The sequence below is a fragment of the Methylotuvimicrobium alcaliphilum 20Z genome (genome assembly GCF_000968535.2).
In the GTDB taxonomy this organism is placed as follows: Bacteria; Pseudomonadota; Gammaproteobacteria; order Methylococcales; family Methylomonadaceae; genus Methylotuvimicrobium; species Methylotuvimicrobium alcaliphilum.
In genome coordinates, this window is the sequence record NC_016112.1 from 2,681,197 (window position 1) to 2,706,348 (window position 25,152).

17 protein-coding genes and 3 pseudogenes are annotated in these 25,152 nt (G+C 49.5%); 8 read left to right on the forward strand and 12 right to left on the reverse strand.

Features of this window, described 5'->3' with window-relative positions:
- The first annotated feature begins 39 nt into the window (after nucleotides 1-39).
- Both MEALZ_RS11505 and MEALZ_RS11510 read left to right on the forward strand, forming a co-directional pair.
- Nucleotides 40-3,312, forward strand: a complete 3,273-nt coding sequence (locus MEALZ_RS11505) for an efflux RND transporter permease subunit (protein ID WP_014148807.1) — start codon at nucleotides 40-42, stop codon at nucleotides 3,310-3,312.
- Nucleotides 3,309-4,391 carry an efflux RND transporter periplasmic adaptor subunit gene (locus MEALZ_RS11510; RefSeq protein WP_014148808.1) on the forward strand — a complete coding sequence of 361 codons (1,083 nt, stop codon included), beginning with the start codon at nucleotides 3,309-3,311 and terminating at the stop codon, nucleotides 4,389-4,391. The genes MEALZ_RS11505 and MEALZ_RS11510 overlap by 4 nt, the downstream gene beginning before the upstream one ends.
- A gap of 82 nt (nucleotides 4,392-4,473) precedes the next feature.
- Here the strand turns inward: MEALZ_RS11510 and MEALZ_RS22710 are convergent, their stop codons facing one another.
- The 9 genes and pseudogenes from MEALZ_RS22710 to MEALZ_RS11550 all read right to left on the reverse strand — a co-directional run bounded on the left by MEALZ_RS22710 (nucleotide 4,474) and on the right by MEALZ_RS11550 (nucleotide 13,956).
- A complete protein-coding gene (locus tag MEALZ_RS22710) occupies nucleotides 4,474-4,629 on the reverse strand; it encodes a hypothetical protein (RefSeq protein WP_014148809.1) in 156 nt (51 codons plus the stop codon).
- A gap of 18 nt (nucleotides 4,630-4,647) precedes the next feature.
- Nucleotides 4,648-4,911 (reverse strand): type II toxin-antitoxin system mRNA interferase toxin, RelE/StbE family, encoded by a 264-nt coding sequence (locus MEALZ_RS11515; RefSeq protein WP_014148810.1) that lies wholly within the window; start codon nucleotides 4,909-4,911, stop codon nucleotides 4,648-4,650.
- Nucleotides 4,908-5,168, reverse strand: coding sequence for a type II toxin-antitoxin system Phd/YefM family antitoxin (locus MEALZ_RS11520; RefSeq protein WP_014148811.1), 261 nt, complete (start codon nucleotides 5,166-5,168; stop codon nucleotides 4,908-4,910). Before MEALZ_RS11520 ends, MEALZ_RS11515 begins: the two co-directional genes overlap by 4 nt.
- Before the next feature lie 514 nt (nucleotides 5,169-5,682).
- Nucleotides 5,683-6,248 (reverse strand): annotated as a pseudogene (locus tag MEALZ_RS11525) (Uma2 family endonuclease).
- A gap of 223 nt (nucleotides 6,249-6,471) precedes the next feature.
- Nucleotides 6,472-7,455 carry an N-acetylmuramidase domain-containing protein gene (locus tag MEALZ_RS11530; RefSeq protein ID WP_014148814.1) on the reverse strand — a complete coding sequence of 328 codons (984 nt, stop codon included), beginning with the start codon at nucleotides 7,453-7,455 and terminating at the stop codon, nucleotides 6,472-6,474.
- A gap of 54 nt (nucleotides 7,456-7,509) precedes the next feature.
- Nucleotides 7,510-9,180 carry a hypothetical protein gene (locus tag MEALZ_RS11535; protein WP_014148815.1) on the reverse strand — a complete coding sequence of 557 codons (1,671 nt, stop codon included), beginning with the start codon at nucleotides 9,178-9,180 and terminating at the stop codon, nucleotides 7,510-7,512.
- A gap of 180 nt (nucleotides 9,181-9,360) precedes the next feature.
- Nucleotides 9,361-11,970, reverse strand: coding sequence for a patatin-like phospholipase family protein (locus tag MEALZ_RS11540; protein WP_014148816.1), 2,610 nt, complete (start codon nucleotides 11,968-11,970; stop codon nucleotides 9,361-9,363).
- A gap of 7 nt (nucleotides 11,971-11,977) precedes the next feature.
- The gene (locus MEALZ_RS11545; RefSeq protein WP_014148817.1) at nucleotides 11,978-13,288 is read right to left on the reverse strand and encodes a TRAFs-binding domain-containing protein; all 1,311 of its coding nucleotides are present in this window, start codon (nucleotides 13,286-13,288) and stop codon (nucleotides 11,978-11,980) included.
- 77 nt (nucleotides 13,289-13,365) lie between these two features.
- The gene (locus MEALZ_RS11550) at nucleotides 13,366-13,956 is read right to left on the reverse strand and encodes a hypothetical protein (RefSeq protein ID WP_014148818.1); all 591 of its coding nucleotides are present in this window, start codon (nucleotides 13,954-13,956) and stop codon (nucleotides 13,366-13,368) included.
- A 1,126-nt stretch (nucleotides 13,957-15,082) separates the two neighbouring features.
- Here MEALZ_RS11550 and MEALZ_RS11555 point away from each other — a divergent pair.
- The 5 genes and pseudogenes from MEALZ_RS11555 to MEALZ_RS11575 all read left to right on the forward strand — a co-directional run bounded on the left by MEALZ_RS11555 (nucleotide 15,083) and on the right by MEALZ_RS11575 (nucleotide 20,477).
- Nucleotides 15,083-15,283 carry a DUF2281 domain-containing protein gene (locus MEALZ_RS11555; protein WP_014148820.1) on the forward strand — a complete coding sequence of 67 codons (201 nt, stop codon included), beginning with the start codon at nucleotides 15,083-15,085 and terminating at the stop codon, nucleotides 15,281-15,283.
- A gap of 208 nt (nucleotides 15,284-15,491) precedes the next feature.
- Entirely contained in the window at nucleotides 15,492-16,970 is a 1,479-nt protein-coding gene (locus MEALZ_RS11560; protein ID WP_014148821.1) for a hypothetical protein, read from the forward strand.
- Nucleotides 16,971-17,424: 454 nt separating this feature from the next.
- Nucleotides 17,425-18,039 carry a hypothetical protein gene (locus MEALZ_RS11565; RefSeq protein ID WP_014148823.1) on the forward strand — a complete coding sequence of 205 codons (615 nt, stop codon included), beginning with the start codon at nucleotides 17,425-17,427 and terminating at the stop codon, nucleotides 18,037-18,039.
- 138 nt (nucleotides 18,040-18,177) lie between these two features.
- Nucleotides 18,178-18,710: pseudogene (locus MEALZ_RS11570) on the forward strand (REP-associated tyrosine transposase).
- A 93-nt stretch (nucleotides 18,711-18,803) separates the two neighbouring features.
- Complete coding sequence (locus tag MEALZ_RS11575) at nucleotides 18,804-20,477, forward strand: AIPR family protein (RefSeq protein ID WP_014148825.1); 1,674 nt, start codon at nucleotides 18,804-18,806, stop codon at nucleotides 20,475-20,477.
- 318 nt (nucleotides 20,478-20,795) lie between these two features.
- Here MEALZ_RS11575 and MEALZ_RS11580 read toward each other — a convergent pair.
- Nucleotides 20,796-22,300, reverse strand: a protein-coding gene (locus MEALZ_RS11580) for an IS3 family transposase (RefSeq protein WP_408607020.1) whose coding sequence is annotated in 2 segments (ribosomal slippage) — nucleotides 20,796-21,862 and nucleotides 21,862-22,300 — 1,506 coding nt in all. Because the reading frame shifts where the segments join, the coding sequence is not laid out codon by codon here.
- 27 nt (nucleotides 22,301-22,327) lie between these two features.
- The gene (locus tag MEALZ_RS11590; protein WP_014148827.1) at nucleotides 22,328-23,200 is read right to left on the reverse strand and encodes a hypothetical protein; all 873 of its coding nucleotides are present in this window, start codon (nucleotides 23,198-23,200) and stop codon (nucleotides 22,328-22,330) included.
- Nucleotides 23,201-23,622: 422 nt separating this feature from the next.
- On the opposite strand from MEALZ_RS11590, the gene MEALZ_RS11600 reads away from it, so the two are divergent.
- Entirely contained in the window at nucleotides 23,623-23,811 is a 189-nt protein-coding gene (locus MEALZ_RS11600; protein ID WP_014148828.1) for a hypothetical protein, read from the forward strand.
- A 133-nt stretch (nucleotides 23,812-23,944) separates the two neighbouring features.
- Here MEALZ_RS11600 and nifS read toward each other — a convergent pair.
- Nucleotides 23,945-25,152, reverse strand: a pseudogene (nifS, locus tag MEALZ_RS11605) (cysteine desulfurase NifS).

Here is a 25,152-nt window from a genome sequence, read left to right on the forward strand (position 1 = left end):
ATAAATCACTATATTAGAGCTCACTAATATTAAAATAAATTGACCACTTCTTCCACATCCTTCAATCACCCACTAGACCGCCTTGTCGCTTACGCGCTGCAGGGCGGCCTGCCGGTATTCTTTTTTACGCTGTCCTTGGCGCTCGGCGCGATTGCGCTGACGTTTACGCCGCGCGAGGAAGAACCGCAAATCGTCGTGCCGATGGCCAATGTCATCGTTGCCGCGCCCGGCCTGTCCGCAGGACAAGTCGAAAAGCAGATTACCTTGCGCTTGGAAAAACTGCTGACTCAAATTACCGGTGTCGAACACGTTTATTCCCGCTCGAGCAATGGTCAAGCTATCGTAACTTTACGCTTTTTTGTCGGCGAGGACCGAGAAGATGCCTTACTGAATACCTATAACAAACTCTATTCGAATCAGGATCAAATTCCGGCAGCGGTAACCGAATGGCAAGTCAAACCGGCCGAAGTCGACGACGTTCCGATCGTATTGGCTTCGCTTTGGAGCCGGGCGCCGGACTTGTACAGCGACTATGAATTGCGCCGCTTTGCCGATGAAATTACCGTGCAATTGCAGCAGATCGCCGACACTAATCAAATCAACGTGGTCGGCGGGCGTGCACGAACGATCAATGTCATGCTCAATCCGCAAAGCATGGCCGCCCGAAAAACCACGGCTATAGAAATCGCAAGCGCCATTCGACAAGCCAATCAACTGCATAATGCCGGACTCGTCTCGGTTAATAATCGTTCGATTCAATTACAAGCGGGCGATTTCATCAGAACGACCGAGCAATTGAGCGCACTGGTCGTCAATATCGTCGACGGCATTCCGATTTATTTGCGCGATGTCGCCGAAATCACCGACGGCCCGGAGGAACCGGATCATTACAGCTGGATTCAGTTTGCCGACGGGCACCCTTTATCCGCCGATTTCAAGGACGATTACCCGATGATCACGATTGCGGTCGCAAAAAAACGCGGCGCCAATGCGGTCGCGGTCGCCGAGAATGTGCATCGTAAATTGGCGCAGTTGCAACAAGAATTGCTGCCGCCCGAAATTGGCATCGAAGTTTTGCGCGATTACGGCCAAACCGCCGATGAAAAAGTCAACAACCTAACAACGAGCCTCGCATTCGCGGTCGTTACGGTCGTGTTATTCATCGGTATCTTTCTTGGCTGGCGCCCTGCCCTCGTGGTCGGCTTGGCGATTCCGGTCTGTTACGGCGCAACCTTGGCGCTGGATATGTTTTTCGGCTATACGATCAACCGCGTGACCTTATTCGCGCTGATCCTGTCGCTCGGGCTGCTGGTCGACGATCCGATCACCGGCGTCGACAATGTCGAACGCTATATGCGTCTTGGCCAAGGTAGCTTGAATGAACGTATCGTCGCGGCGATCGCCGAAATCCGCCCGGCGCTGCTGATGTCGACGATCACGATCATTCTGGCCTTCATTCCTCTGGCCTTCATTACCGGCATGATGGGGCCGTACATGGCGCCAATGGCATTCAACGTGCCGGTAGCGGTCATTCTATCGACGGTCACGGCCTTCATCGTGACGCCGTGGCTAGCCGGCAAGGCTTTGAAACCGGCCGAAGACGATCTTGAAACGACAACCGGACCTAGCCGCTATGAAAAACTGATCGAACCGTGCATCGCCAATCGCAAGTCGGCCTGGATCGTCATCATCGCGATGCTGATCTTGTTTGTTTTGACTGCACTTTTGCCGGTATTGCGCCTAGTACCTTTGAAATTACTGCCTTTCGACAATAAAAACGAAATGCAGATCATCGTCGACATGCCGGAGGGCAGCACGCTCGAACATACCGCCGCCGTTACCCGCTCGGCCGCCGCGATTGCCGCGCGTTTGCCTGAGGTCAAGGCGATCGCGGCATTTGCCGGCACGCCGTCGCCGATCGACTTCAACGGCTTGGTTCGGCAATACGATTACCGCATCGCGCCGCATTTGGCCGATATCCGCCTGACTTTGGCACCTAAGGAAGAACGCGAACATCAATCGCATGCCGTACTCTTAAGACTCAGAGCTTTGCTGGCGCCGCTCAATGTCGACGGCATTTCGGTCAAGGTCGTCGAAGTTCCGCCCGGCCCGCCGGTCATCAGCACACTGGTCGCGGAAATTTACGGCGGCACGCTAACGCCTTACGAACGACAACGCCAGGCCGCTCAAGTCGTCATGAATAGAATGGCGAAGGAACCCTTTGTCGTCGATATCGATTCGAGTGTTGAAGACAGTCAACCGCGTTGGCGTTTCGAAACCGACAAAGAAAAAGCCGCGCTGGCCGGAATTTCCACCGAAAACCTGGCCATGAACTTAGGCCTTGCGAATCGAGGCCATATTCCCGGCTATTTCCATCTCGAACGCGAAGTCCGCCCGGTGCCGATTAAACTCAGGCTTGCGCAAAACGTGCGCAGCAGCCGGCGCGATTTGGGCGTATTACCAATCAAACCCGATAGAAACCCGGCCGCCGAAGCCTTGATGCTGGCCGAATTGGGTTCTTTTGTCGAATCCGAGGCCGAAAAATCGATCTATCACAAAGACTTGAAACCGGTCGTCTATGTCATGGCCGAACTGGAAGGCCGCACGCCCGCCGAAGTCATCGCCGATATCAATGCCGATTTGAACGGTACGAAAACTTCGGCTCCGGATTGGGATAGCCGCACGTTTCTAAATTCCGGCGGCGGCATTCCCTGGCATTTACCCGACGACATCACGATCGGTTGGGGCGGCGAAGGCGAATGGAAAATCACGGTCGACGTATTCCGCGACATGGGCATCGCATTTGCTTTCGCGCTAGTTGGTATCTTCTTCGTATTGCGGATACAAACCGCCTCGACCACGTTGTCGCTGATCATCATGTCGTCGATTCCGCTGACCGTAATCGGCATCATGCCTGGCTTCTGGGTGTTGAATCAGTTCGGCGAACGCTTTATCAACGGCAGCCCCGACCCAGTGTTGTTCACTGCGACGGCGATGATCGGCATGATCGCTCTGGCCGGTATCGTGGTCAGAAACTCGCTGATTCTGGTCGAATTCATCACACAAGCCCGAAACGAAGGACTGGGATTGAAGGACTCCTTACGGCAAGCCGGTAGCGTCAGAATGCGCCCGGTATTATTGACAGCCGGAACCACCTTACTCGGTAACCTCGTTATCGTGCTCGACCCGGTATTCAGCGGCCTGGCGATAGCGATTATCTTCGGCATCATCGCCTCGACTTTGTTTACGCTGTTCGTCATACCTGCCGTTTATTATTTGATCTATGCCAAAAGCGAGAATGCCACAACATGACTTTACCGAATAGTATAAAAACGCTGGCTTTATCGGCTGTAACTCTTCTAATATTGTTATTGATGATTCTGTGGATGGCAGGCGCCTTTCAAAGCAAAATCAAGCCCGAAACCTCAGCGAGCGGTCCGGCTTATCAAGGCCCGAGCCTAACGGTCGAAAGAGTGACGGTACCGGTCTTTGAAAAGGCCACCGGCACTCTTGAATCGAAGCAGTCCGGCGATATCAGCGCACAAGTTCAGGCTCGCATCAAATCGATTCATGTTAAATCAGGCGATAGCGTCAAGCCTGGCGATTTACTGATTACACTCGACGATGAAGCCATTGCCGCCCGAACCGCGCAAGCGAGACAAAACATCAATGCGGTGAACGCGCGCCTGGCCGGCGCCGAGGCGCATTATCAGCGCACCCGAAAACTGTTCGCTCAAGAAAGCGCGACCCAAGCAGCGCTGGATGCGGCCAAGAGCGATTATGAAAGCCTCAAATCGCAACGCGCGGCGGCCGGATCCCAATTACAGGAAGCCAGCTCCATTCAGGATTTCAGTAAAATCCGGGCCACTTTTCCGGCCCGAGTCATAGACCGGCACGCTGAACCCGGCGAAGTCGCCTATCCGGGCAAAAAACTGCTGACGCTGTACGACCCGGCGGCACTCAGTGTCGAAGCCTATATCCGCGAATCGGTCGCAATCGGGCTACAAACCGGACAAACACTCGAAGTCAGTATTGAAGCATTGAAACTGACTTTGCCCGCGGTCATCGAGGAAATCGTCCCGGCCGCCAATCCCGGCGCGCGTAATTTTCTAATCAAAATGCGCATCGACAGCCGCCCCGGCTTGTACCCCGGCCTGTTTGTCCGAATCCGCATTCCGCAAGGCGAAGAGCGATTGCTTTCGATTCCGCAAGACTATGTGCACCAAGTCGGTCAACTCGATGTCGTCTGGATACTGAACAACGGCCAAATCGAGCGCCGTTTCGTCCGCCTCGGCCGCACCTTACCGGACGGCCAGATCAAAGTCGTGTCCGGCTTATCGGGCGGCGAGCAATTGGTTCCACCGGAACGCGCATTAGCCGAAGGCGTTTGATGTTTATCATAACGTTCATGTAGGCTTGGCAATCACATTGGCTGTTTCCGTTCCGTGAATGTCTTCCAAAACACCTCAGGTTTTAAGCTTGAGTGGCTTGGATAAAGGCAATAAAGCGGTCTTTCTCCAAGCAAAGCTCTGGGTCAAAATCTTGGGAATCACCTGGCTGATAACCGTTATTAAGTAAATGATGTTCTATTGCTGCTTCAAAGTGTTTTTCTTGGGTGTTTGCCTTCATTGTTCCTAATTCATAGGTTCACTCGCCATAGTGTGTTTTTGCCCTAACGATTAATACCACACAGCGATCATTCTCAATGCGATAAACAATACGGTCTTGAAAGCTCAGACGCACGGAATAATAGCCCGTCAAATCACCCACCAGCGGTTTGCCTGAGTACGGTGCAATGGAAATTTTATGGCGTAAAATGTCCTTGAGTTTGTTTTTTAATTTAGGTGTCAGTTTGGCAATGTCTTTTTGTGCTTGCTTGGTCAACTCAATCTGATAGCGATCACAGCTCACAAAGGCTCTCCGAAGACCTCCTCAAAACTGGCGACTTCGCCTGTTTCTGCTTGTTGGATAGATTCATCAAATGCTTGTTTAAAATCAGGCTGAGAGAGAAGCAGTAAGGTTTCTTGTAAACTGTCGTAGTCATCGGCAGACATTATGACGGCATTACCCGATTTATGCTGTACCTCAATAATTTCATGTTGCAGAGTGGTTTGTTTAATCAGCTCAAAAAAGGTTTTTCTGGCTTCAGTTGCTGTAATAGTTATCATTATTTTGCCCTCATGAATGTACCGGATAATGTACCACTATGACCGAGATGAGTAAATCATTCAGCTTCTTTTCCTCGTTTTTCTGGTTCCCACGGTTCTCCGTGGAAATCCATACCGGGTTGGATTTTGGTGCTTCGACACAGGCGCGAGTCAATTTAAGTCCAGTATGCAAATGTTTTTCCTGGGTGTTTTTTATTGTTATTCATTATCCCACTGTTTCTACAATGGCATGCTCTAAATCACTTCGTGGATTTAAGAACATAATCTCAAGAACTTTCTTCGAGAATCGCAACACCTTGATTCTAAGTGCTACTGTCGGGCCAAAATCTTACACACTTGAGCAATCGCGAATATGTGGCATCCATCAATGCCACCCGTGACGAAATCGAAGCCGACTCCACGATTTGAGAAAAAATTAACACTGACAACATCTTTTTGGCATGCTTTTCATGCCCCCTTTCCGGCATTATGAGCTTGCACGTTAACATTTAACACGAGCACCCTTTTGCAATACTCAGTCTTGCGGCAGCCAAAAACCCCCCAAATTCATGCTGGTCACATCGAACGGCGGCGCATTGACAATATCGTCGTTTTGCCAAGTGCGCTCCAACAGCCAATGTCCGTCGAGCAGGCGATAGACCTCCAATATCCGAAGATCGGGATCGACCAGCCACAACCATTGCACCGACTCCGCCGCATAAATCGGCATTTTGACAACCCGGTCCGTGCGCGCGGTACCGGGGGATATCACTTCACAAACCCAATCGGGTGCGAGACTGAAATAAGCCTCATCAGGAAAACGCGGCATGCGCTCTTTACGCCAACCGGCGAGATTGGGTACCAAGATATTGGGTCCCAAATGCAGCTCCGGTTCATCTAATATCCACCATCCACCCGCCCCCCTTTGCCTTGATCGAAAGGTCCCATCACTTCGCCTCCGATAATCGAGGCGGATCGGGCGTGTTTGGGTGCCGGACGGGGCTGAGTTATCAATTGACCATGCAAAATTTCGCCGATGACATGATCCGGCAAATCAAACAAGTCTTCATAAACGGCGGGACGATAGACAAAATGACTCATAAGCGGTTACCGGAAAAAACAAGAAATGCGGGCTGGAAGCAAGGCAGCCTCCAGCACTCGGGGTCGCATGCCCTAAGATTGCTCGCTCCCAAATTCTTGTTTGGGAGTGTCTACCGTCAAGCTCCGCTTGGCGAACAATAAGCAGAGCTTAAAGGTAAGCATTCCCAAGTAGAACTTGGAAACGAGACAACTCTTCTTAATAGGATTATGAGTATTCGGTTTATTACAATAAAGCCTTAAACTCCCGGTGCCAGCGGGCTAGTTGCTCATGATAATGATGGGCTTCGTATTTCGGTCCGTTGTAATATCTGGCCACACTCCGAAAATCGGCCTCTTCAGGCTTTGCTTTTTTAACCGCGTCTTTTCTGCCGGTTAGGAATCGCGCGACAAAAGCCACCTGTTGTTCGGCCGGCGCGGTAAAAAGCTCCGTCGCCGATTTCGCTCCGACCATTTTGAAATTAGCCCCCATGATCTGCCCCAATCCGAGACTCATCGATTGCATGCGTAGTTCTTCCAGCGGCACGTCGGGATGCTGTTTGTTCAAACGCGACAAATAATGCTGTTCGAATCTCGGCCTTATGACGCCGGCGGTTTCTTGGCGAATGATCGCTAAAATCCATTCGGGGCGGACGGCAACGCCTTTTTCTTGCTCGATTTGTTTCGAAGCCTGTTGCGCCATTTCTCCATACCGGGCAAGAATACCCCGGCAATCCAAAAAACGCCTTTTATGCAATGCATTCAAATGAAAGATCGCATCATCGAAGCGCCCTGTCATGATATGTCCGGCGTCAATTCTATCAAGCGCGGCTTTGAGCATTTTTTCCAACGTAGTCAAAGTCAATTTGGCGTCCGGTATCACTGTTATCAGAGTCCGCGCGGTATTCCATCGACACTCGTAGCAAATCGTTTTTCGGCTAATCGCCGGATTCAAATCGTGCTCGAACTGAAACTGCGCGACCGCACGATTGGTGCCGCGACCGAAATCGCCGTCGATCGAAAAGGCGCCGGTCGATGTCGTCGAATAACCCAAGAAAATCAGCAAGCGCTGAATCGCCTTGATGCCGCTTTCGCCAGCCGAGGTACGTGTCAATGAAGCATCGCCGTTCAAAAAACGCTGTAGATCGTATCGCCATTGGTCGTCATGATCATTTGCATCTGCGATAATCCTTCCGATTCGCGCATCATTCATTAAGGTTGTTATAGTCATAGCATCAAACTCCAAAAAAGAAATGAACCCATCATCGTTAGCATGCGTACCAATTCACGCTGTCAATAGAGGTTTCAAAATTTTCTGCGAGAACTCAAAGTCGCTCTTCGCATCGCTGTCTATCCAATCAATTTTTGTAAGACTGCTTTTCAGTAAATGCTCGGCCGTTTTTCTATCCGTCTGTTTATCGAACAAAATGATCAGTTTGCGTAAATGCGGCATAGCGGCGAGTACACTAAGTTCATAACTGCAACCTTGCCGTTCCGAACAATACCCCCTTAAATCCATCAAAACACAATTCGCTCGATGCGCCAACACGACTAATACCCTCTGCCAAGTACCGTCGAAGCAAAAAAAATCGTTGACACGAAACCGCCCATCCAAGTCAGGTAACAAATCCAAATCCTGCAAAGCTTGTTGCAATCGCGCCTCGCTGCTGATGAAACGGTCCTGTATATGTCCGCTCAAAAACGTAAACAATTCGTCAGGCTCAAGCGTGCGCAATGATAAATCCTTGCCTGCTATCAACAAGGTTTTGCCGGAATAACGCCACCGCTCGACGATTTGATCGAATAAGGATTCAATACGATTATCCGACCGAAACACGCGCAACAGCAACAATGTCGGCGCTTGATGACGTTGCCGCAACACTGGGGTCAACACAACAAACGACAGAGGAATAATAACCCAGGCAAATAAGACTAAATACGCCTGAAAACCGAGCGAATGGCTAAGCACCATCGCATGAAAAAGCAAGGCAATAGCCCATAAACCGGCGAACAGGTATAAGGGTTCCGAAAATAGTTTTTTACGATAAGCCGTAGCAACGCCTCTCGCCAGCAGACGAACCGGATAATAAGCCAACAGCCATGGCGCAATACTAAACAAGATAAAAACGAAATAAGCATTCGTTGCCGAAACCCAGTCCATTACCCAAGAATCCGGTTCGTCTCCCAGCGCTTGTTCGAGAGCATTTAAGCCGGTCAACGATGACGCGGACAATAAAAAAAACACGATCAACAAATACGGTCCGACGGCGCGTAATTTCGGACCGGTCATAAAAAACACAAAGACTAATAGCGGCACCTGCTGGCCGAATAACCAGAACATCATCTCGATCGAAACCTGTCTGTCGTAAGAGCTTACAATGACCAACATGCCGGCCAATAACATATAAGACACAGACACGATCAGAATTTTCCATCGTGACCAACGCTCCAACAATCCTACCCCCGGCACTAACGGCCACGCATAAATTAAAGTCAGAATCGTCGTCCGGCGCCAACTATAGACCTCTTCCACATAGGCGGCCTGTGCGCTAACGGCAACAATCATTGCAACGATAGCCGAAACCAGCACGAATGCGATGCGTAACCGCCAAAGTGCATGGGTATTCTGCCGAAACAAATCAATGCCTTCGACCGAAAACCGGTCATCCTCACTATCGGCCGAAAACGTTGAATCGGCCTTAGGGTTTCGTGATAAATAACGTCCGGGAGCTATGAGCTTTGTTGAGGGTTCGGTAACTCGCTTGACAGGACGCCGTGAAATAGGAAAGTTATTTACGACCAAATCCTTAGCAACCGAGTCATCGGGTGCATCACCAACCATCATCAGCTCGAGTACTTTATTGCGATAACGCCGAGCAATAAGCAGGCCCGCAACCCAAGACAATATCAGTGCGGCGATTAATGCAAAAAAAAGCTGCCCGTCCAGTAAATTCATAAGACCTCACTTTATACCTTTCGCACTTCAAATTTCGACAGTGCCTGAGGAGGCGCCAGGGTGGCGGCAAAGGCTACAGGGATGTATTCACGGCGTCCTTTGACGGAGAACTTTGATCTGCGATGGGTATATCTTCGGTCCTTAATTTCGCATTGCCGGCCTATATTGCACACGGTTTGTTTATTTCAAACTTAGCAATCGCGCCAGTCGGCCTCGTTTCAAAAACAGACGATCGAAAAGCAGCAAATGCAGCTTGGCCATGAGGTAGCCAGTCAACGCAATCGCAACCTTTATTACGATGCTTCTAACCTCTTCCTTTGGATTCAACCATTTTATCGCCGGAAGAAATAATGCCGCCAATAAACCCAGAAGCACGACAATCAAACCGCCGACCGACATCGAAAACACGACACTATTCCATTGTGCGGCAACAAGCTCGATCATTACCCAAAGCAAGAAGCCGATAGCGCCGAATGCCGCAATCTTTAAACCGGAGACCAAATAACAAGCTTTGAAGAACAGACTCCCTCCGACCTGTAATTGAAAAGCTAAATCCATTCTTTGCTTTGTCGCCTGTTGCCCTGGTTTCTCGGCCAGAATGGTTTTCAATTTCAAGAATTCCCAATTTTTTTGAGGTTCTGCATGGATATCGAAATCGCCCCAGGTACCTGGATTCCCCTCCGCCTTGTGCCGTTGATCCAAATCCTTCAATTGCCGGTCTGCCATCAAATAGCCGCTGGCCATCAGCGAATACGCTTCTACTTCGGTAAACGAATCGAGATCGGTGCGAAGCCCTGCAATTTTTTCTTGCAGATCCTTCGAAACACCGTAGGCTGTCAGGTGCTCTTCGTTAGTCTGTCCGCCGGGATTGTCGCAACCTATCCAGTCCAAAGGCTGAGGCGCCAAACCCTTTCGGGTATGAACGAAAAACACACTTTCCAACGCCTTGCTATCCAAGCGGACTTGTAAATCTTGATATTGAGCTTCCCGAATTCTATCCTGCAACACAGATACGGTTCGCAAAACCACGCCGCCCGGATCATCGGCCGGATCATGGGAATCGTTCAACTGCCCGCTAGCATCGCTACATAAAATCAGCGTACACCCTTCCGCAAGCAGACCTTGAATGCCTTGATTATCATAAACGCCACCATCGACTAATTTGACGGCACGCTTCGGATACAGACCGTTCAATACGAGCGGTTCGAACAATCCGGGCACACAAGACGAGGCCGCCGTGGCATAGCCCAATCGGAAATTTCTGAGGCTGTCTTCCGGCGCTTGCCAATAATACAGCCGGCGATAGCGTTCGTTGCTATCGATGTCGATCAATCCTGGCGGTTCACCCATCCAACTGGCGGTGAAGAACCAATTATGGCCGGAATTCAGCGATGTGGTATTCAACATCAAAATCGGCACCTTGGCCCGCCGCCGCCAGTTATGGAAATTCGGCCTGAAATCTTTTCCCTGGTACCTTCCGTGCGCGGGCTCTACCATTAAATCCGGCATTTTGCGAGGCAGGTAGGCTTTACCATCATCCACTTGAGAATACAGTTTGCTTTCATAAAGCTCGCCCAATTTATGACTGCGCGTATAGCGCTTGGAAAACAACATCTTGACATTATCGATAAAATCGTTGAACGTCCTCAGACGAATGTTGCTTTGCACGCCCTGCAAAAAATCTTTTTGCAGCATTTCGATGACATCCAAGTAATCATCGCGATCCAGCTTCTTCGTCGAATCTTCCAGCAATTTCTGCACTTCCAAATAATACTGAGTACCCAAAATACTGCCGCCCGAAACGGTCGACAGTACATCGACACCGCGTAGCGCATCGACCTCTGCCAGCCTAGCCATCACCCCCAGATGAAAGAATGAAGCGCGGAATCCGCCGCCCGACAAAGCCAACCCGACCTTGCCGCGATAACACATCAACGCATTGGCCGTTTCGTCGCCCAACAGTCGATGCAATGCTCGCCAGGCTTCATGCCAAGTTTCCGGTTCTTCCGTTTCATCGGGGACATCAAGACCCTGATTTTTCGCCAATCTTACCCATTGCCGAAAAGTTGATTGAAGTTCCCATTCTTTCGGTTCCGGTTCTGAATCTCGTGCCTTGGCCAACCATCCACCCGCTTCGGCATAATCTGCTAGACCGAAATAAGCCTCGCCGATTGTGACCGAAAACCAATAATTTTTGGACAGTTCGGGATCGTTTTGCCGAGCCAACAAATTTTCCAAACTCTTTTTGCGCAAGTCCGATGCTTCTTTTCGGAATTTTTGCGCTTCCTTGGTCTTAATGCCGTTTCGTTGCTCCAGGCTTTCGGCGCGCGCCGCGAGCAAGTCTAAAAGATAAGCCGCATTATTCGCAGCATAACCCAAATCACGATCCGGATCGGTTTCAAAAGCTGCCCGGTAAAACGACAAGCTTTGATAAAGGTGATCGATTTGTCCGCAAAATTCCCAAAGCTTTTTATAAATCGCGCCGCCCAACGACAAGGTTTCTGAGTCTCGGTTTTTCGAGTCGCGTAAACCAATCGATTCCAGCAATGTCAATGCTTCTTCGAAGCGATGCTTGGGATAGCGTTCTTCGTCCTTATAGGTGCATAAAGCCAACTGTTGAACGATCCAAATGTCTTCAGGATAAATGTCACGAGCCTTTTCCAAAACCCTGCGCGCTATACTGAATTCCAGCTCACCCTTCAGAACTGCGATCAGTTCTTTTAAGCCGGGTAAATCCGGAAATTCGCTTCCCGATAAAATGTTGTCGGCCGTTTCGATTGCGTTCATCATCCCACCTCTAATTGTTATTGTTGGTCAACTCTACATATTGCGTGAGCAAATCTTTCAATTTTATCGCTTGAGTTTCACGGGTTTGCTGCATCCAATTCGGTACGTCCATGGCTTTGGCCTGAGCGTCCCATTTTGCTGCCGCCTGTTTGTCACCAAGCCCTATCGCCGCTTCAAAGAGCGTGGCGATCACCCAATAACGACCATGCTTATCTTCCAACTTGTCGACTAACGGGCTCGCGAATCGAATAACATCTTTACGCACGCGTTTGGCCTGCACAAAGTCCGCCAAAGCCTCTTCGCAATTACCGTCTTGCATCGCATGAAGGGCTCGCTGATTCAACAGGTAGGCCAGATTGATACCGTTGTAATGGTCCTGTTTGATATAAAAACCGCGTTCATAAGCGGATATGCTCTTTTCCAGGCATTCCGAACGATCGCATTCCTCCCACATGCGTTTATGTATCGCGCCCCATAAACCCAGCGTCTCCGGATTGTTGGAAGTTTCCGGGGTCAATACTTTGAGAATCTCGCAGGCCGCACCCAACGCCTCGAGAACGGAAGGTTGCTTGCTTTTATAAGTTGCCAAGGCCAATTGCTGAACCACAAACGAATCGTCGGGACGCATTTTATTAACTTCTTGCAACAAAAGTCTGGCCGACGAAAAGTCGTCGTTTTTGATGCGCTCCATTGCCTTGTCAAGCATCGTCTTGGCGCTGGGATTATCCTCTCCGACGATTTGCGCGACCGGGCTCGGCGAAACTCCAGCTAACGTAATGGACGGTTTCGGTGCGGAAGGTATAGCCACCGATTTAAACAGTTGCGATGATAATTGCGGAGGCTTCAATTGCGGCAGATAAGTATAGACAGGGCTGTCGGTTACAGGGTTACCGATAATTTGTTTAATCGCCTCCTGTAACTCTTTCATGAGGCGTCGAGCTTCTTTGTAGCCGACCTCTTCTCCTAAATGTTTATAGCGACGAATTACGATATGCGACATATCGAAAGGGCTTTTAAATTGCTCTTCGGCTAAAACGATGGTCGTATGCGGCCGCAAAGCATAACGCACGCCGAGTTCGAAAGCTGCATTGACGTTGTAAGTGGACAGGTCGGCAATGACCAGATCGGCATTCAACAGCCGTTCGTACATCGGTACATCGATCGTACCGGAATGAACGATTTCGTCGGCGCGAACGCATTCCAGCCCGGCCGACTCGACCGCCGTTTTGATGATTTCGTAAGAAGCATCGAGATCAAGTTCCCGGCCGTTGGTGTAATCGATTTTCTTACCGTAGCCTTGGATGACAAAACATTGTTTCATACTCCTCCCTTTATATACCTTTCGCACTTCAAATTTCGGCAATGCCAGAGGAGGCGCAATACAATCCGCGAAGCGCCTCACCACAATTCCCGGGTATTCAACCAATAGACTCGACCGGCCTTATCGTTCACTTCATGATACATATGCGCCGTTCCTCCCGGGGCATCTCCGCCCTCTCCGTTCCAGAGACAAATGAAGCGCACTTTTTCCGTGCCGTAAGCCAATGCCGAGTATAGCAGCCAAAGATTGCAGCGTTCATAAGGATTGACACCCTCAGGCAACGGACCCAACTCGACCGGTGCGGTTTTAATTTGTGCGTGCGGTTTGATCGCGAAGTAACGGTCCCGCCAAGACTCACCTCCTGTCAGTACCGATTTCTGAATGAATGCCGATTCTTCAAATGGCAACAAAAGATGAAGTCTTACGCCACGTTGCAGGCAGGCTTCGGCAAACAGAATATCGCCGCCGCAGGCGCCTTGCGCCAATGCCAGATCTTCCGGACCCGCGCCGAGTGTATCGAGGGTATCGGCTATTTTTTTCGCGGCGACAGCTTCCTTATCGGCTGGAAATCTGGGTTTATCCCGATCCGGCGCATCGATCATGTGTCCGCTGAACAACAAAACCTGACGCGGCCGCCATCCGCTTTCATTTTTTCGAAATGTATTCATCAATACTCCGGAGCTAAGCAAGCAGAACTTGTTGTCAAACTCACCCAACTCATGCACCAAAACAGGGAGTTTGCTTTAATAAAACGTTACTTTTGGGCATTAAAAGCCATTGTTTCCTCCTAAAAACCGATTATCTCGTATTGACCGGGCTTCCAATCTAAACTTTTATTATTTAATATCAATTGCTTATATTGAAACAAAAAAAATTGGCATAGGAAATGCTTTAGGATAACTAAGCAGAAATACTTTCATTGTGTGTCCTCCTCCTTTGTGATTGTTTGTTAAGGCCTTGGCGCTTTATTCTTCCGAATAAAGCGCTTTTTTTTATGCGGCAAATGACTTATTTTTTAAGCCTGTTGCGGCATTTCGGCCTTACGCTCCTCGCCTTTGCCGATCGTTAGCAAGTCCCAAACCAACAAACCTAAGCCGCTTGCCGTGATCAACCCGAAAAACAAACGTCACGTCATCGCGCTATGGAAGGCCGGATGAGACTACGCAGCGAAATAGCCGCAACAATGAAATCAACAATTCTCAATTTAAAACTTTAGCTTATATATACCTTTCGCACTTCAAATTTCGGCAGTGCCGGTGGAGGCCCCGGGGCCGAATTTTCATCTACGATGGATATAAAACGTTTGGAGCGGGTTAAATAACCATACGCATAAAGTTAAAGACGGCCAACCCATATCCACTCTTTCCCAAGTTTCTATTAAAGCACGTAGCCCGTCAGCGTAGCGGAATACGGGAATGGCGTGACTCCGAGCTTCCCGAATTGCGCTATTTAGACTCGCCGAAAGCGGTAGGTCGCGATTTATACCTTTCGTACTTCAAATTTCGGTAGTGCCTGAGGCGGCACCGGGGTGTGCGGCAAAGGCTTTGCCAGCATGGAGCTGGCATAGAGCCTCTACAGGGATGTATTCACGGCGTCCTTTGGCGGACACCCGGTGCCGAATTTTGATCTACGATGAGTATATCAGCGGGGGTCTGTGTTAGCTTGATGCGTATGGGTTGAATAAGCCGCCCAGCTAAGTAAAAGTATGATTGAAACGAACCGGCAATATTGGCTAGGTTAAGTTCGATTTGCTAATATTCCGCTAACTACCAATTAAATTAAGAGTGAGCCAATATGGACCTTGCCGAACAGGTTTTTCAAACTATCAAACCCATGCCGGAACCCCTCGTGCAGGAAATTTTGGACTTCGCGTTATTCCTGCGCCAGCGTGAAACACAAGCCGAGTGGCAAAACTTGATGAATGCTCAGACGCACTCACTCGACGATTGGGACAACGATGAAGACGAGGTGTGGAACGATGTCCCAGCCGTCTGAAATCGTTTTACTGCCATCTTTCATCGCTCAAATACACCTGCCTTAATCCCCACAGCTGCCAACGCACAGGCCGACTCTTTTCTCCTTCCTGATCGAAAAAACGCCTAAGAATAAGATTAGCCAATTCTTGAGTATAAAGGGAGCAAACCAACTGGAAAAATTGAAGACAATGACGACCTTTCATGCCTGTTCACCGAGGATTGCCACGATGCCCGCAATGAGAAGCGCCTTATTGTCATGTCTATTCATCACGGGCTGTGTCTCGACCGACACCGTTTTGATTGCTCCGCAGGGCGGACAGCAAGCGTCTTGTTTGCAATTTTATCAAGACCTCGATGATGCCGTTTTCGCAAATGGCGCCGAGGATACCGGCGAAATGCGGATTCCCGGCTTTCCCTATCTTCGCGGCAATCGTTTTTTTGCTTCATTTGCCGGTGAGTCAATGTCCGATTCGGCTTACGCGCAGTGGCTCGAACAAATGCGGCAATTGGATGAGAACGCAAGACTGACGGAATTCGCGAATTTGCCGCGAGACGCGGCCGCCGGCATAACTTCCCTTTTGCCTGCGGGTTCGTCGTTTCGGCAAAGACTCAACGAATGCGGCCTCGCACTGGTCGGTTCGGATTCGTTTAAAAAACCCGACTACAAAACCGAATTAGCCGATCGAGTCGCGGTACCCGACCATTACAAAACTTGGCAACGAGTTGCCGGAGCCTACCCGCTGCTGCGCTGGTTCGCCGGGGTTGCGCTCGACGACTTGCACAATGAATTAAACGCCCCCTTTCAACTGCCGATCGAGCAAATTCCGGTATCCGGCAAACCGATCCGCTACGCGCCGCCCCGAACTGCGTCGATCACTCGGCAAGAAGCAGCCGATAGATTCGCCAAAGCCTACCGCAACCCGCTGCAAATTCCGCTGTTCGAAACTGAGCTACTTGATATCCTGTTCGCGCAATTCGCACCGGTCTGGGAAATCGACACGCGCAACGAAACCGATCTAATCGGCACCGTGACGCTCGATGCGAACGGCAAACCGTCGATCGACACCGAAAAACCGACAGTCTACGTCAAACACTCCTATACACGTTTTCACGGCGAAAATTTGTTGCAGTTGATTTATCAAGTCTGGATGCCGGCGCGCGAAAAAACGGGAACATTCGATCTTTATGGCGGCGAGTTGGACAGCGTGATTTGGCGCGTGACATTGAACCGCAAGGGCCTACCGATCGCCTACGACAGCATTCATGCCTGCGGCTGTTATTACAAACTGTTTCCGGTAAAAGGCTTCATCGCATTGCCAAACGCAGACGGAACGGAAGCCGTGTTATCGCCGAAACGAATATCGGTTAATCCCTACGAAAAACGCTTGCTGTTACGCTTGTCGAACAGAACGCATTATCTGCAGCAGGTATCGGAAGCCGGTGCCGCAAACGCCGCGCCGTATCGCTTCGAATCTTACGACCGTTTGCGATCGCTGCCTATCGGCAACGGCGAACGGCGCAATCTGTTCGGGCCTGAAGGCATTATCGAGGCCAGCCGAAGGGCCGAAAGATTCCTGTTATGGCCTTTCGGCGTTGAAAGTCCCGGCGCGATGCGTCAATGGGGCAGCCATGCGATAGCGTTCGTCGGCCGAAGACATTTCGACGATGCGTTTTTACTGGAAAAATTGATCGCTCAGGAAAAATGATACCCGCATTTACTTCCTTTTTACTCGAGAATTAACTGATTTTATAAAGGTGTGGAGTGCTGGCGTTTATGAAACACCACCTAATCTGATACAGACGGCCGGCAAAAACCGATCCATACCCACCTCTTAATTTAGATGTTTAACTGTCCATTGCGGTCATTCAAAACGTGGCTTCGGTATTATCCCGATCGGTTTGTCATGAATGAAATGCAGGCTATACAGTTTAGAAAATCTAGCTTCGAAGCTGCATTATTGACAGTTGAGCTGGAAAAATCGTATGTTAGCCCGGTCGGGACAATAACTTGATGGCTCTGCTTTGCGGAGCCATCGGGTCGAATAAAGAGCTTGAGCATGTCAAAACGACATACAGTATCGAACGTAGCGCCATCAATCAGATCAAGCAGTCACCTAGGCGCTCCTTATCTGACCCGTTAGCCCTCAAGGAAGCGACACAATGATCTTGGAAGCGGAAATAGAACAGTACAGAACATCAGATCAACTGAAGTCCTTTGTAGAAGAGGTTCGTGATAGGGTTGAGTCGGATCCTGATGAATTGCAACGGGCTCGGAGGGGCGAAGGACTTTACAAGGCCTTTGTCAATGAAGTGATGCCGTTGTCTCAGTTTGCTCATCTGCTATACTCGCCCGAAACCTTATTTCGTCCTGTGCTTGGAAACCAAGGTTATGACGTTGAAGTTTTTGACGGACAGAGAAATCCAATCGACAGAATAGAAATTGCCAAGCCTCATGATGGTCAAGCTGAAGCGGAGGATAACCGTCTCGTGGCTGTGCGAGGGTTTGGCCAAACACGAGTTTATGACTTAGGAGGCCAATTGGATGCATTGGCGCCCTGGATCGCTGACACCGCTGAGAACAAATCACTCAAAGATTACAGCGATTGCACACTTGTAATTGTGGCCGCTACTGACCCACCATTTGACGAAGAACTACCAGTCTTGGAGCAACGATCCATCGAAATTGTAGAGCAATTGGGAAAGATGGCATTTCGAGCAAAGCGTGCATACTTGGCTGTCCCATCGTTGAATAAGTGCTTTAAGATTGAGGGCTAACAAGGTTATGAAATTGACCTCAATACGCTACGCTTCTTTCGCCAATTTATAACGTCGTTATGTGTGAATGGAGCGCGGTAGGATGCGGTGAGGTACGAACCGCATCGTTCGAAAAACGTGAATGAACAAAGGTAATCGATGACAGAATATCGCCGCTTTCAACATCCCGGAGCCACTTGGTTTTTACGGTCAATTTGGCCGAGCGTCGTGGCAAACGGCTATTGACCGATCTTGTCGATGTATTAAGGACGGCGTTTACCAATGTGAAACGCAAACACCCCTTCAAGATTGATGCGGTAGTCATATTGCCGGATCATTTGCATTGCATCTGGACCCTACCGGAAGGGGGACTCAGATTTTCCACTCGCTGGGGACTCATCAAGACGCATTTTTCCCGACAGATTGCAAAAGGTGAGAGGATTTCGAAAAGCCGAGAAAACCGAGGAGAACGCGGTTTATGGCAACGGCGATTTTGGGAGCACCTGATTCGAGATGAAACAGATTATCGGCAACACATAGATTATATTCATTGGAATCCCGTCAAGCATGGTTGGGTGCGATGCGTTAAAGATTGGCCGCATTCGAGCTTTCATCGTTATGTGATATCTGGGGTTTATGCTGAAAATTGGGGTAATGGCATCGATTTGTCGGATATGGCGGTAGGGGAATGACTCGAACGATGCGGTTCGTGCCTCACCGCATCCTACCGCGCTTTACGTTAGCTCTTTGAAGGCGCATCACTATTAAATTAATAAGGAATGAAAATGGTTCAAAAAACAAATGATCAGATAATTCTTGAGCAAATAATCAAGGAGAGATGTGCTGAGTCTGAAGATGAACTGACGGTGTCGGAATATTTTGAAATATATTCGGCATCGGAAATACTTAAGAACTATGACCTTACTTACGATGACATCTCTTACGGGATTGTAGGTGATGGTGGAGATGGTGGAATTGATTCGATCTATACCTTTATAAATGGAGAGCCGTTAAAAGAAGACACGGCAATAAATACGAATCAGAAAAAAAATCATATTGAATTAATAATGATTCAGTCAAAAACCTCGGCTTCATTTAAAGAAGATGCCATCACCAAGTTCAGAGAATCAGCCCAAGATCTATTTAATCTGGCAAATAACCCTAATGATTATTCTTCTCGATACAACTCAGAGCTTATTGATAAAGTAAATCTTTTTAGGGATTCTTACGCCAAGCTCGCAAAAACGTTTCCCAAGATGGAAATACGATATTTCTATGCCACTCAAGGTGATGAAGTGCACCCAAATGTTTCGGGCAAAGTTCCAAAACTCCAAGAAGATATTGTTAAAATGTTTGGTGGTGCTGAATTTTCATTCGAATTCATAGGTTCATCCAAACTTCTCGAAATGACTAGGAATGTGCCATCTACATCAAGATTTCTTGAGGTTGCAGAGTCGCCAATTGGTACTAGTGCTGGTAGTTATTTATGTCTAGTCAGCCTTTCTAAATACTACGAGTTTATATCAGATTCTGGCTCATTGGCACGCAGCATCTTCGAATCAAATGTCCGAGATTATCAAGGTAGTGTTGTCGTTAATACTGGCATACGGAAGACACTTGAAAATAAAGAATCAGAAAACTTTTGGTATCTGAATAACGGTGTAACCATCATTACTCCTAAAGCAGTAATGGCGGGTAAGCAACTTACAATTGAAGATCCACAAATTGTTAATGGATTGCAAACATCTCATGAAATATATCAATACTTTTCTCAGTTGGATGACCACGAGGGTGATGAAAGGGCTGTACTTGTAAGGGTTATATGTGAAGAGAATGAAGAAGCTAGAGATAGAATCATCCGAGCTACAAATAGTCAAACATCTATTCCTCCAGCATCACTAAGAAGCTCCGATGATATTCATAGAAACATTGAAGATTTTCTAAAGTCGAACGGTTACTACTATGATAGGAAGAAAAACTTTTATAAAAACCAAGGGATGCCAGTTGCTAAGATCATAAGTATTTCCTATATGGCGCAAGCAATGATGGCTATTATGCTATTAAAACCAAATAGTGCTAGGGCTAGGCCATCGACACTAATAAATTCCGATGTCGAATATAAAAAAATATTTAGCTTGGATAAGCCAATTGACATATATCTCAAAGCCATCCAAATAATGAAAACTGTTGAAACTTATCTAAAGCCAGAGAATTGCGAAATACAGTTAGAAAGAAAGACAATCACAAATATTAAGTTTTATGTGGCAATGGTAGCCAGCATAAAGCTAGCAGGCACTTCAAAAGATATAGAGAAAAAGTTGTCAGAATTACCAAACGTTGAAGTGTCCAATGAAATACTTCATGACTCACTTCAAAATGTTTTAAAAGAATTTAATGATCTTGGCGCCACTGACCAAGTTGCAAAGAGTTCATCTCTAGTGGCTAACTTGCTGAGCTAACAAGTTGCAGTGTTTAGGGTCAAGTCCGCCCTTCCTTGAATTGTTGAGGCGACAACTATGCTGACATTTACCGTGTCCGGCGAATAACCGCACCCTCACCACTCTGTGTACTTTCATTATCCGGGGTGATGAGTAACTTCATGATCGTTAGGTTATTTTCTGCGATAAACATCGGAACCTTCGACTTTTTTCAGCTTGGATTCCAATCCTTTCACCGAGTCGGCGGATATGAACATATAGTCTTGCGACAAACCGGAGTTCGGTATATGTCAATGATTTTGAGACACCCATAATAAAAAATTAGTGTAGATTGTGAGTTTAGTTTTCCTGGTCGAGAGCCTCATTTGCCGTCCGTGAAGGGGGCGGGTTAATCCAAGCGGCTTCAGGTACGGCTTGGGCATGGGGTTGGCGGTTTTTGAAGCGTTCCGGATTGCGCTCGAATGCGGCATGCAGGACTTGCGTGCGCTGCGTAACTATCTCGACGGCTTGGCCGCTGTGAACGCTGGCCGGGGTTAACAGTGCAATGCCGGAGTGATAGTGGTCATGGTTGTACCAGTCGAAGAACGTTCCGCAAAAGCTTCTGGCATCTTCGATAGCGCCGAATTGAGCCGGAAAGCCCGGTCGGTATTTCAAGGTCTTGAACTGCGCCTCGGAATACGGGTTGTCGTTGGAGACATGGGGCCGTGAATGGGTTTTGGTCACGCCCAGGTCAGCCAGCAGTTGCTCGACGCCTTTGGAGGTCATACTGCTGCCGCGGTCGGCGTGAATAGTCAATTGGCCTTCACGGATAGTTTGCCGAGTACAGCTTTCGCCAATCAGTCGCTTAGCCAGCTCGGTGGATTCGCGGTGCGCTACCATCCAGCCGACCACGCAGCGGCTGAAAATGTCGATAATGACGTAGAGGTAGAAATACGTCCATTTGGCCGGGCCTTTGAGTTTGGTGATATCCCATGACCATACTTGGTTGGGCGCAGTGGCGAGTAACTCGGGCTTGGTGTAGTTGGGACGACGAAGCTGGTTGCGGCGCTCGCGCACTTCCTGGTGGCGCACCAGGATGCGATAGAGGGTGCTGATGGAGCACAGGTAAACGCCCTCGTCGAGCAGCGCCGCATAGACCTGATAAGGCGAGCAATCCATGAAACGCTCGCTGTGCAGATGCGCCAGGACGTGTAGCTCTTCGTCCGTACTCAGTGCCAGCGGCGGGCGCGGACGTTCGACCGGCCACGAAGAGCGATCTTGTTGTGCGCGATAAAACGAGGCACGGTTGAAGTTGAGCGCCTCGCAGGCGGCCTTAACGCCAACCTCACGGCTGAGTTCAAGCGTGGCCTTCATGATGCTCTCCCGGTGTGGGCTGGAATCTCGCACAAGCCCAGCAGTTGCGAAAGTTTTTTTTGGACATCGATGATAGCCTCCGCCTGTGTTAGGCATGCCTGCAAACGCTGAATTTCGGCTTGCAGACGAGCATTTTCAGCGGCTAACGGATTCTTGTCCGAAGGTTTGCGGCCACGCGGCTTGGATAGACCGGCGCGGATGGCCTGCTCACGTTCGCTGCGCCATTTGCTGAGATGTGAGGAATATAATCCCTCTGTGCGCAGCAACTTGCCGATGCAGCCCGGTTCGCTACACGCATCAGCCTGGGTCAAGATGCGCTCTTTGTATTCGGCGGTAAACGTCCGGCGGGCGGCCTTTTCAAGCACTTCGCTGGTGATGCGGGAAGGTTCCGCGGCGAACGCGGAGGACACTTCAGCCGCCCTACGGGCGTCTTGCGTGTCCTCCGCGTTCGCCGCGGCATGAGGAATAGCTTGTACGGTTGTGTCAGTCATGAGATTTTCTCCGAAAATGTTCCCTAATTAATGCATGGGGCGGTGTCTCAGGTATATTGACACAGAGGGGTTATCGATGAACGATGAAACTTGTTCGTCGACTTTTGCCTGCGTCTGCCAAAATTTCGGTTTGATTCGGTAAGCGATCACATAGCAAGGATATTCCGGCATGTATTTGACCGATTTTTGCACCTGATACACCTTCGCAATGACCGGGTGCCGATCGAAATAGTCGACAAAATCGGCGACGATGTCGGGGTCTAGGCCGTGTGGAATGAATTCGTCGGATTCCAGAATCAGCGATCTCTCTTCCTGCGCGGAATTACGCAGATATTCCCAATTTTCCAAGCGCTCGTAAAATGGCTCGGCTTCTTGCTCACGCCCTGCATCGTTATAAAACTCGATCGCGTAGCGGCACAGATTGGGCAAATATTCGGGGAATTTTTCCATCCATTTCTCAATATCCGCCAGTTGGCTTTCATCTTTTTCAATGATCAACCGGTACCAGAAACAATTGATTGCGGCGCTTGAGTTTTCAGGATAGCGGCGCAACAGCTCCCGGTTCGCGCTATCAAAAAGCGCATAGTCGTTCAAACGGTTAGCCGCTGTAATCAGCTCGTCCAATTCGGTATCGTTCAAATCTTGTATCGCCTTTTCCCGCAGATCTTGGTATTTTTCCGACCATGAACGAAATTCATTATGGCTGACTTGCCAATTTTCCTGCGCCTCGACTTGCCACTCGTCATTGAATCGGCAGATCAGCTTGGCCTCCATCGCGCCGAGCAATCGAGTAGCCGCGGATTCTGCCGGCGCTTGCGGAGCCTTGAATGATGCCGACAATGCCGCCAAGCGGTCGGATATCGCCGGATGGATCGCCGAGTAATTGGTTTTTTCCTTCAATGCAAATTCAACCGCTTCGGAAACGTTTTCAACCGAAGCAAAAAACTGCGGAACATCGGCATAAGGTCTAACGGATTGAATATCGTCTTCGTGATGGCTTTTATCCCAAATCTTTCTCCAGAATACGGAGTCGAATTAATTCATGCTCTTTCCCGAGCTCCAGCTTGGGAAAGAAACCCCGGAAGCTCCAGCTTCCAGTGACCGACACAACCTCCGCACACTCTCAATCAACCCCGACTCGCTCGTTCATTCTTTCTTGATTGTCGGGAAGCTAGAGCTTCCTGATCAGGTTACCCAAGCTGGAGCTTGGGTAACAGCATATTTTAGTTTTTGCGACTACGACCTGGCCCCTGCTCGGACACTTGGCTTCGGCAAGCTGAAGCATCTTCCTAATCAGGACATCTTTTAAATGAGGCCGGCTTATGAAACTCGCCAAAAATCACCCTTCACAAGAAAGCCAAGTGATTCAAATGGCATTGAATAAAGCCATTGCCAATGCATTAGAGAAAAAACGCAAGCTCGGCCAATATGCGGTGATGTGGGAAAACAATCGGGTGGTTTATAAAGGCGCCGATGCGCCGGATAGGCATGACGACAAACAAACGACTTGAAAACGAAAATTCGGCGCACGAAAATTTAAAAGACACCAGTTCTTGCTATCAAACATTTCCGACTAATGGTTTTCACTGATAAAAAACGGCCATCCCGGCCATTTTACGGTGACATTAAAATCGCTTTCGAGAATCAAGCATAGGTCGGCTGAAACGCCTGCTCGGGATTCGCGACCGGACCGTTGCCGTCCCAGTACGGCGACAGTTTCCGCAACGTCGCGACGATGCCCGGCATGACTTTCAAGACCTCCTCGACCTCATGCATCGTATTGTAACGCGAGAACGAAAAGCGGATCGTGCCGTGCGCGGCGGTATACGGAATATCCATTGCGCGCATCACATGGGACGGCTCCAACGACCCCGAGGTACAGGCCGAACCGCTCGAAGCGGCGATGCCGGCCTTGTTCAGCAACATCAAGATCGCCTCGCCCTCGATGTATTCGAAGGCGATGTCGGTCGTATTCGGCAGGCGGTTGTTCAAATCGCCGGTGATGAAGCTATGCGGAATCTGTTCGACGATGCCGCGCTCCAAGCGGTCGCGCATCGCCTTGACCTGGATATTTTCATATTCCATGTATTCGAGCGCCAATTCGCAGGCCTTACCCAAACCGACGATAGAGGCTGAGTTTTCGGTGCCTGCTCGGCGGCCGCGTTCCTGGTGGCCTCCTCGCAGTAGCGGCCGGAAGCGAGTTCCTCTCCGCAGGTACAACACGCCGATTCCTTTCGGCGCATGCAGCTTATGTCCCGAAATCGACAGCATATCGATCTTGGTATCCTGCAACATCATCGGAATCTTGCCGACCGCCTGCACCGCGTCGGTATGAAACATCACGCCGGCCGCATGGGCCATTTCGGCCATTTCGACGACTGGAAAAATCGTGCCGGTCTCGTTGTTCGCCCACATCACCGACACGATCGCGACCTGGTCGGACAACATTTTTTGTAGGCGTCCAGGCTCAAGCGGCCGCATTTATCGACCGGCAGGCGGTGTATCGTATAGCCTTCCTTTTCGAGATATTCGCACAGACTCAGTATTGCCGGATGCTCGACCGTCGCCGTAATGATTTCCTTCTTGTTCGGCTGCGCCTTGATCGCCGACAGAATCGCGGTCGAATCCGATTCGGTGCCGCACGACGTGAAGATGATTTCGGAGTCGTGCTCGGCGCCGATCAATTCCTGCACCTGTTGCCGCGCTTTTTTGAGCGCCTTCGCGACGCCGTCGGCGAATTTGTGAATCGACGACGGATTGCCGAACTGTTCGGTAAAAAACGGCAGCATCGCATCGACGACGAGCGGGTCGACCTTGGTCGTGGCATTGTTATCGAGATAAATATCGCTCAT

What these genes read in the sequence shown, in the direction of transcription:
- MEALZ_RS11510 (WP_014148808.1), top strand. Translation starts at nt 3,309, where the DNA reads ATGACTTTACCGAATAGTATAAAAACGCTGGCTTTATCGGCTGTAACT.
- MEALZ_RS22710 (WP_014148809.1), bottom strand. Translation starts at nt 4,629, where the DNA reads ATGAAGGCAAACACCCAAGAAAAACACTTTGAAGCAGCAATAGAACAT.
- MEALZ_RS11520 (WP_014148811.1), bottom strand. Translation starts at nt 5,168, where the DNA reads ATGATAACTATTACAGCAACTGAAGCCAGAAAAACCTTTTTTGAGCTG.
- MEALZ_RS11530 (WP_014148814.1), bottom strand. Translation starts at nt 7,455, where the DNA reads ATGACTATAACAACCTTAATGAATGATGCGCGAATCGGAAGGATTATC.
- MEALZ_RS11535 (WP_014148815.1), bottom strand. Translation starts at nt 9,180, where the DNA reads ATGAATTTACTGGACGGGCAGCTTTTTTTTGCATTAATCGCCGCACTG.
- MEALZ_RS11540 (WP_014148816.1), bottom strand. Translation starts at nt 11,970, where the DNA reads ATGATGAACGCAATCGAAACGGCCGACAACATTTTATCGGGAAGCGAA.
- MEALZ_RS11545 (WP_014148817.1), bottom strand. Translation starts at nt 13,288, where the DNA reads ATGAAACAATGTTTTGTCATCCAAGGCTACGGTAAGAAAATCGATTAC.
- MEALZ_RS11550 (WP_014148818.1), bottom strand. Translation starts at nt 13,956, where the DNA reads ATGAATACATTTCGAAAAAATGAAAGCGGATGGCGGCCGCGTCAGGTT.
- MEALZ_RS11555 (WP_014148820.1), top strand. Translation starts at nt 15,083, where the DNA reads ATGGACCTTGCCGAACAGGTTTTTCAAACTATCAAACCCATGCCGGAA.
- MEALZ_RS11560 (WP_014148821.1), top strand. Translation starts at nt 15,492, where the DNA reads ATGCCCGCAATGAGAAGCGCCTTATTGTCATGTCTATTCATCACGGGC.
- MEALZ_RS11565 (WP_014148823.1), top strand. Translation starts at nt 17,425, where the DNA reads ATGATCTTGGAAGCGGAAATAGAACAGTACAGAACATCAGATCAACTG.
- MEALZ_RS11575 (WP_014148825.1), top strand. Translation starts at nt 18,804, where the DNA reads ATGGTTCAAAAAACAAATGATCAGATAATTCTTGAGCAAATAATCAAG.
- MEALZ_RS11600 (WP_014148828.1), top strand. Translation starts at nt 23,623, where the DNA reads ATGAAACTCGCCAAAAATCACCCTTCACAAGAAAGCCAAGTGATTCAA.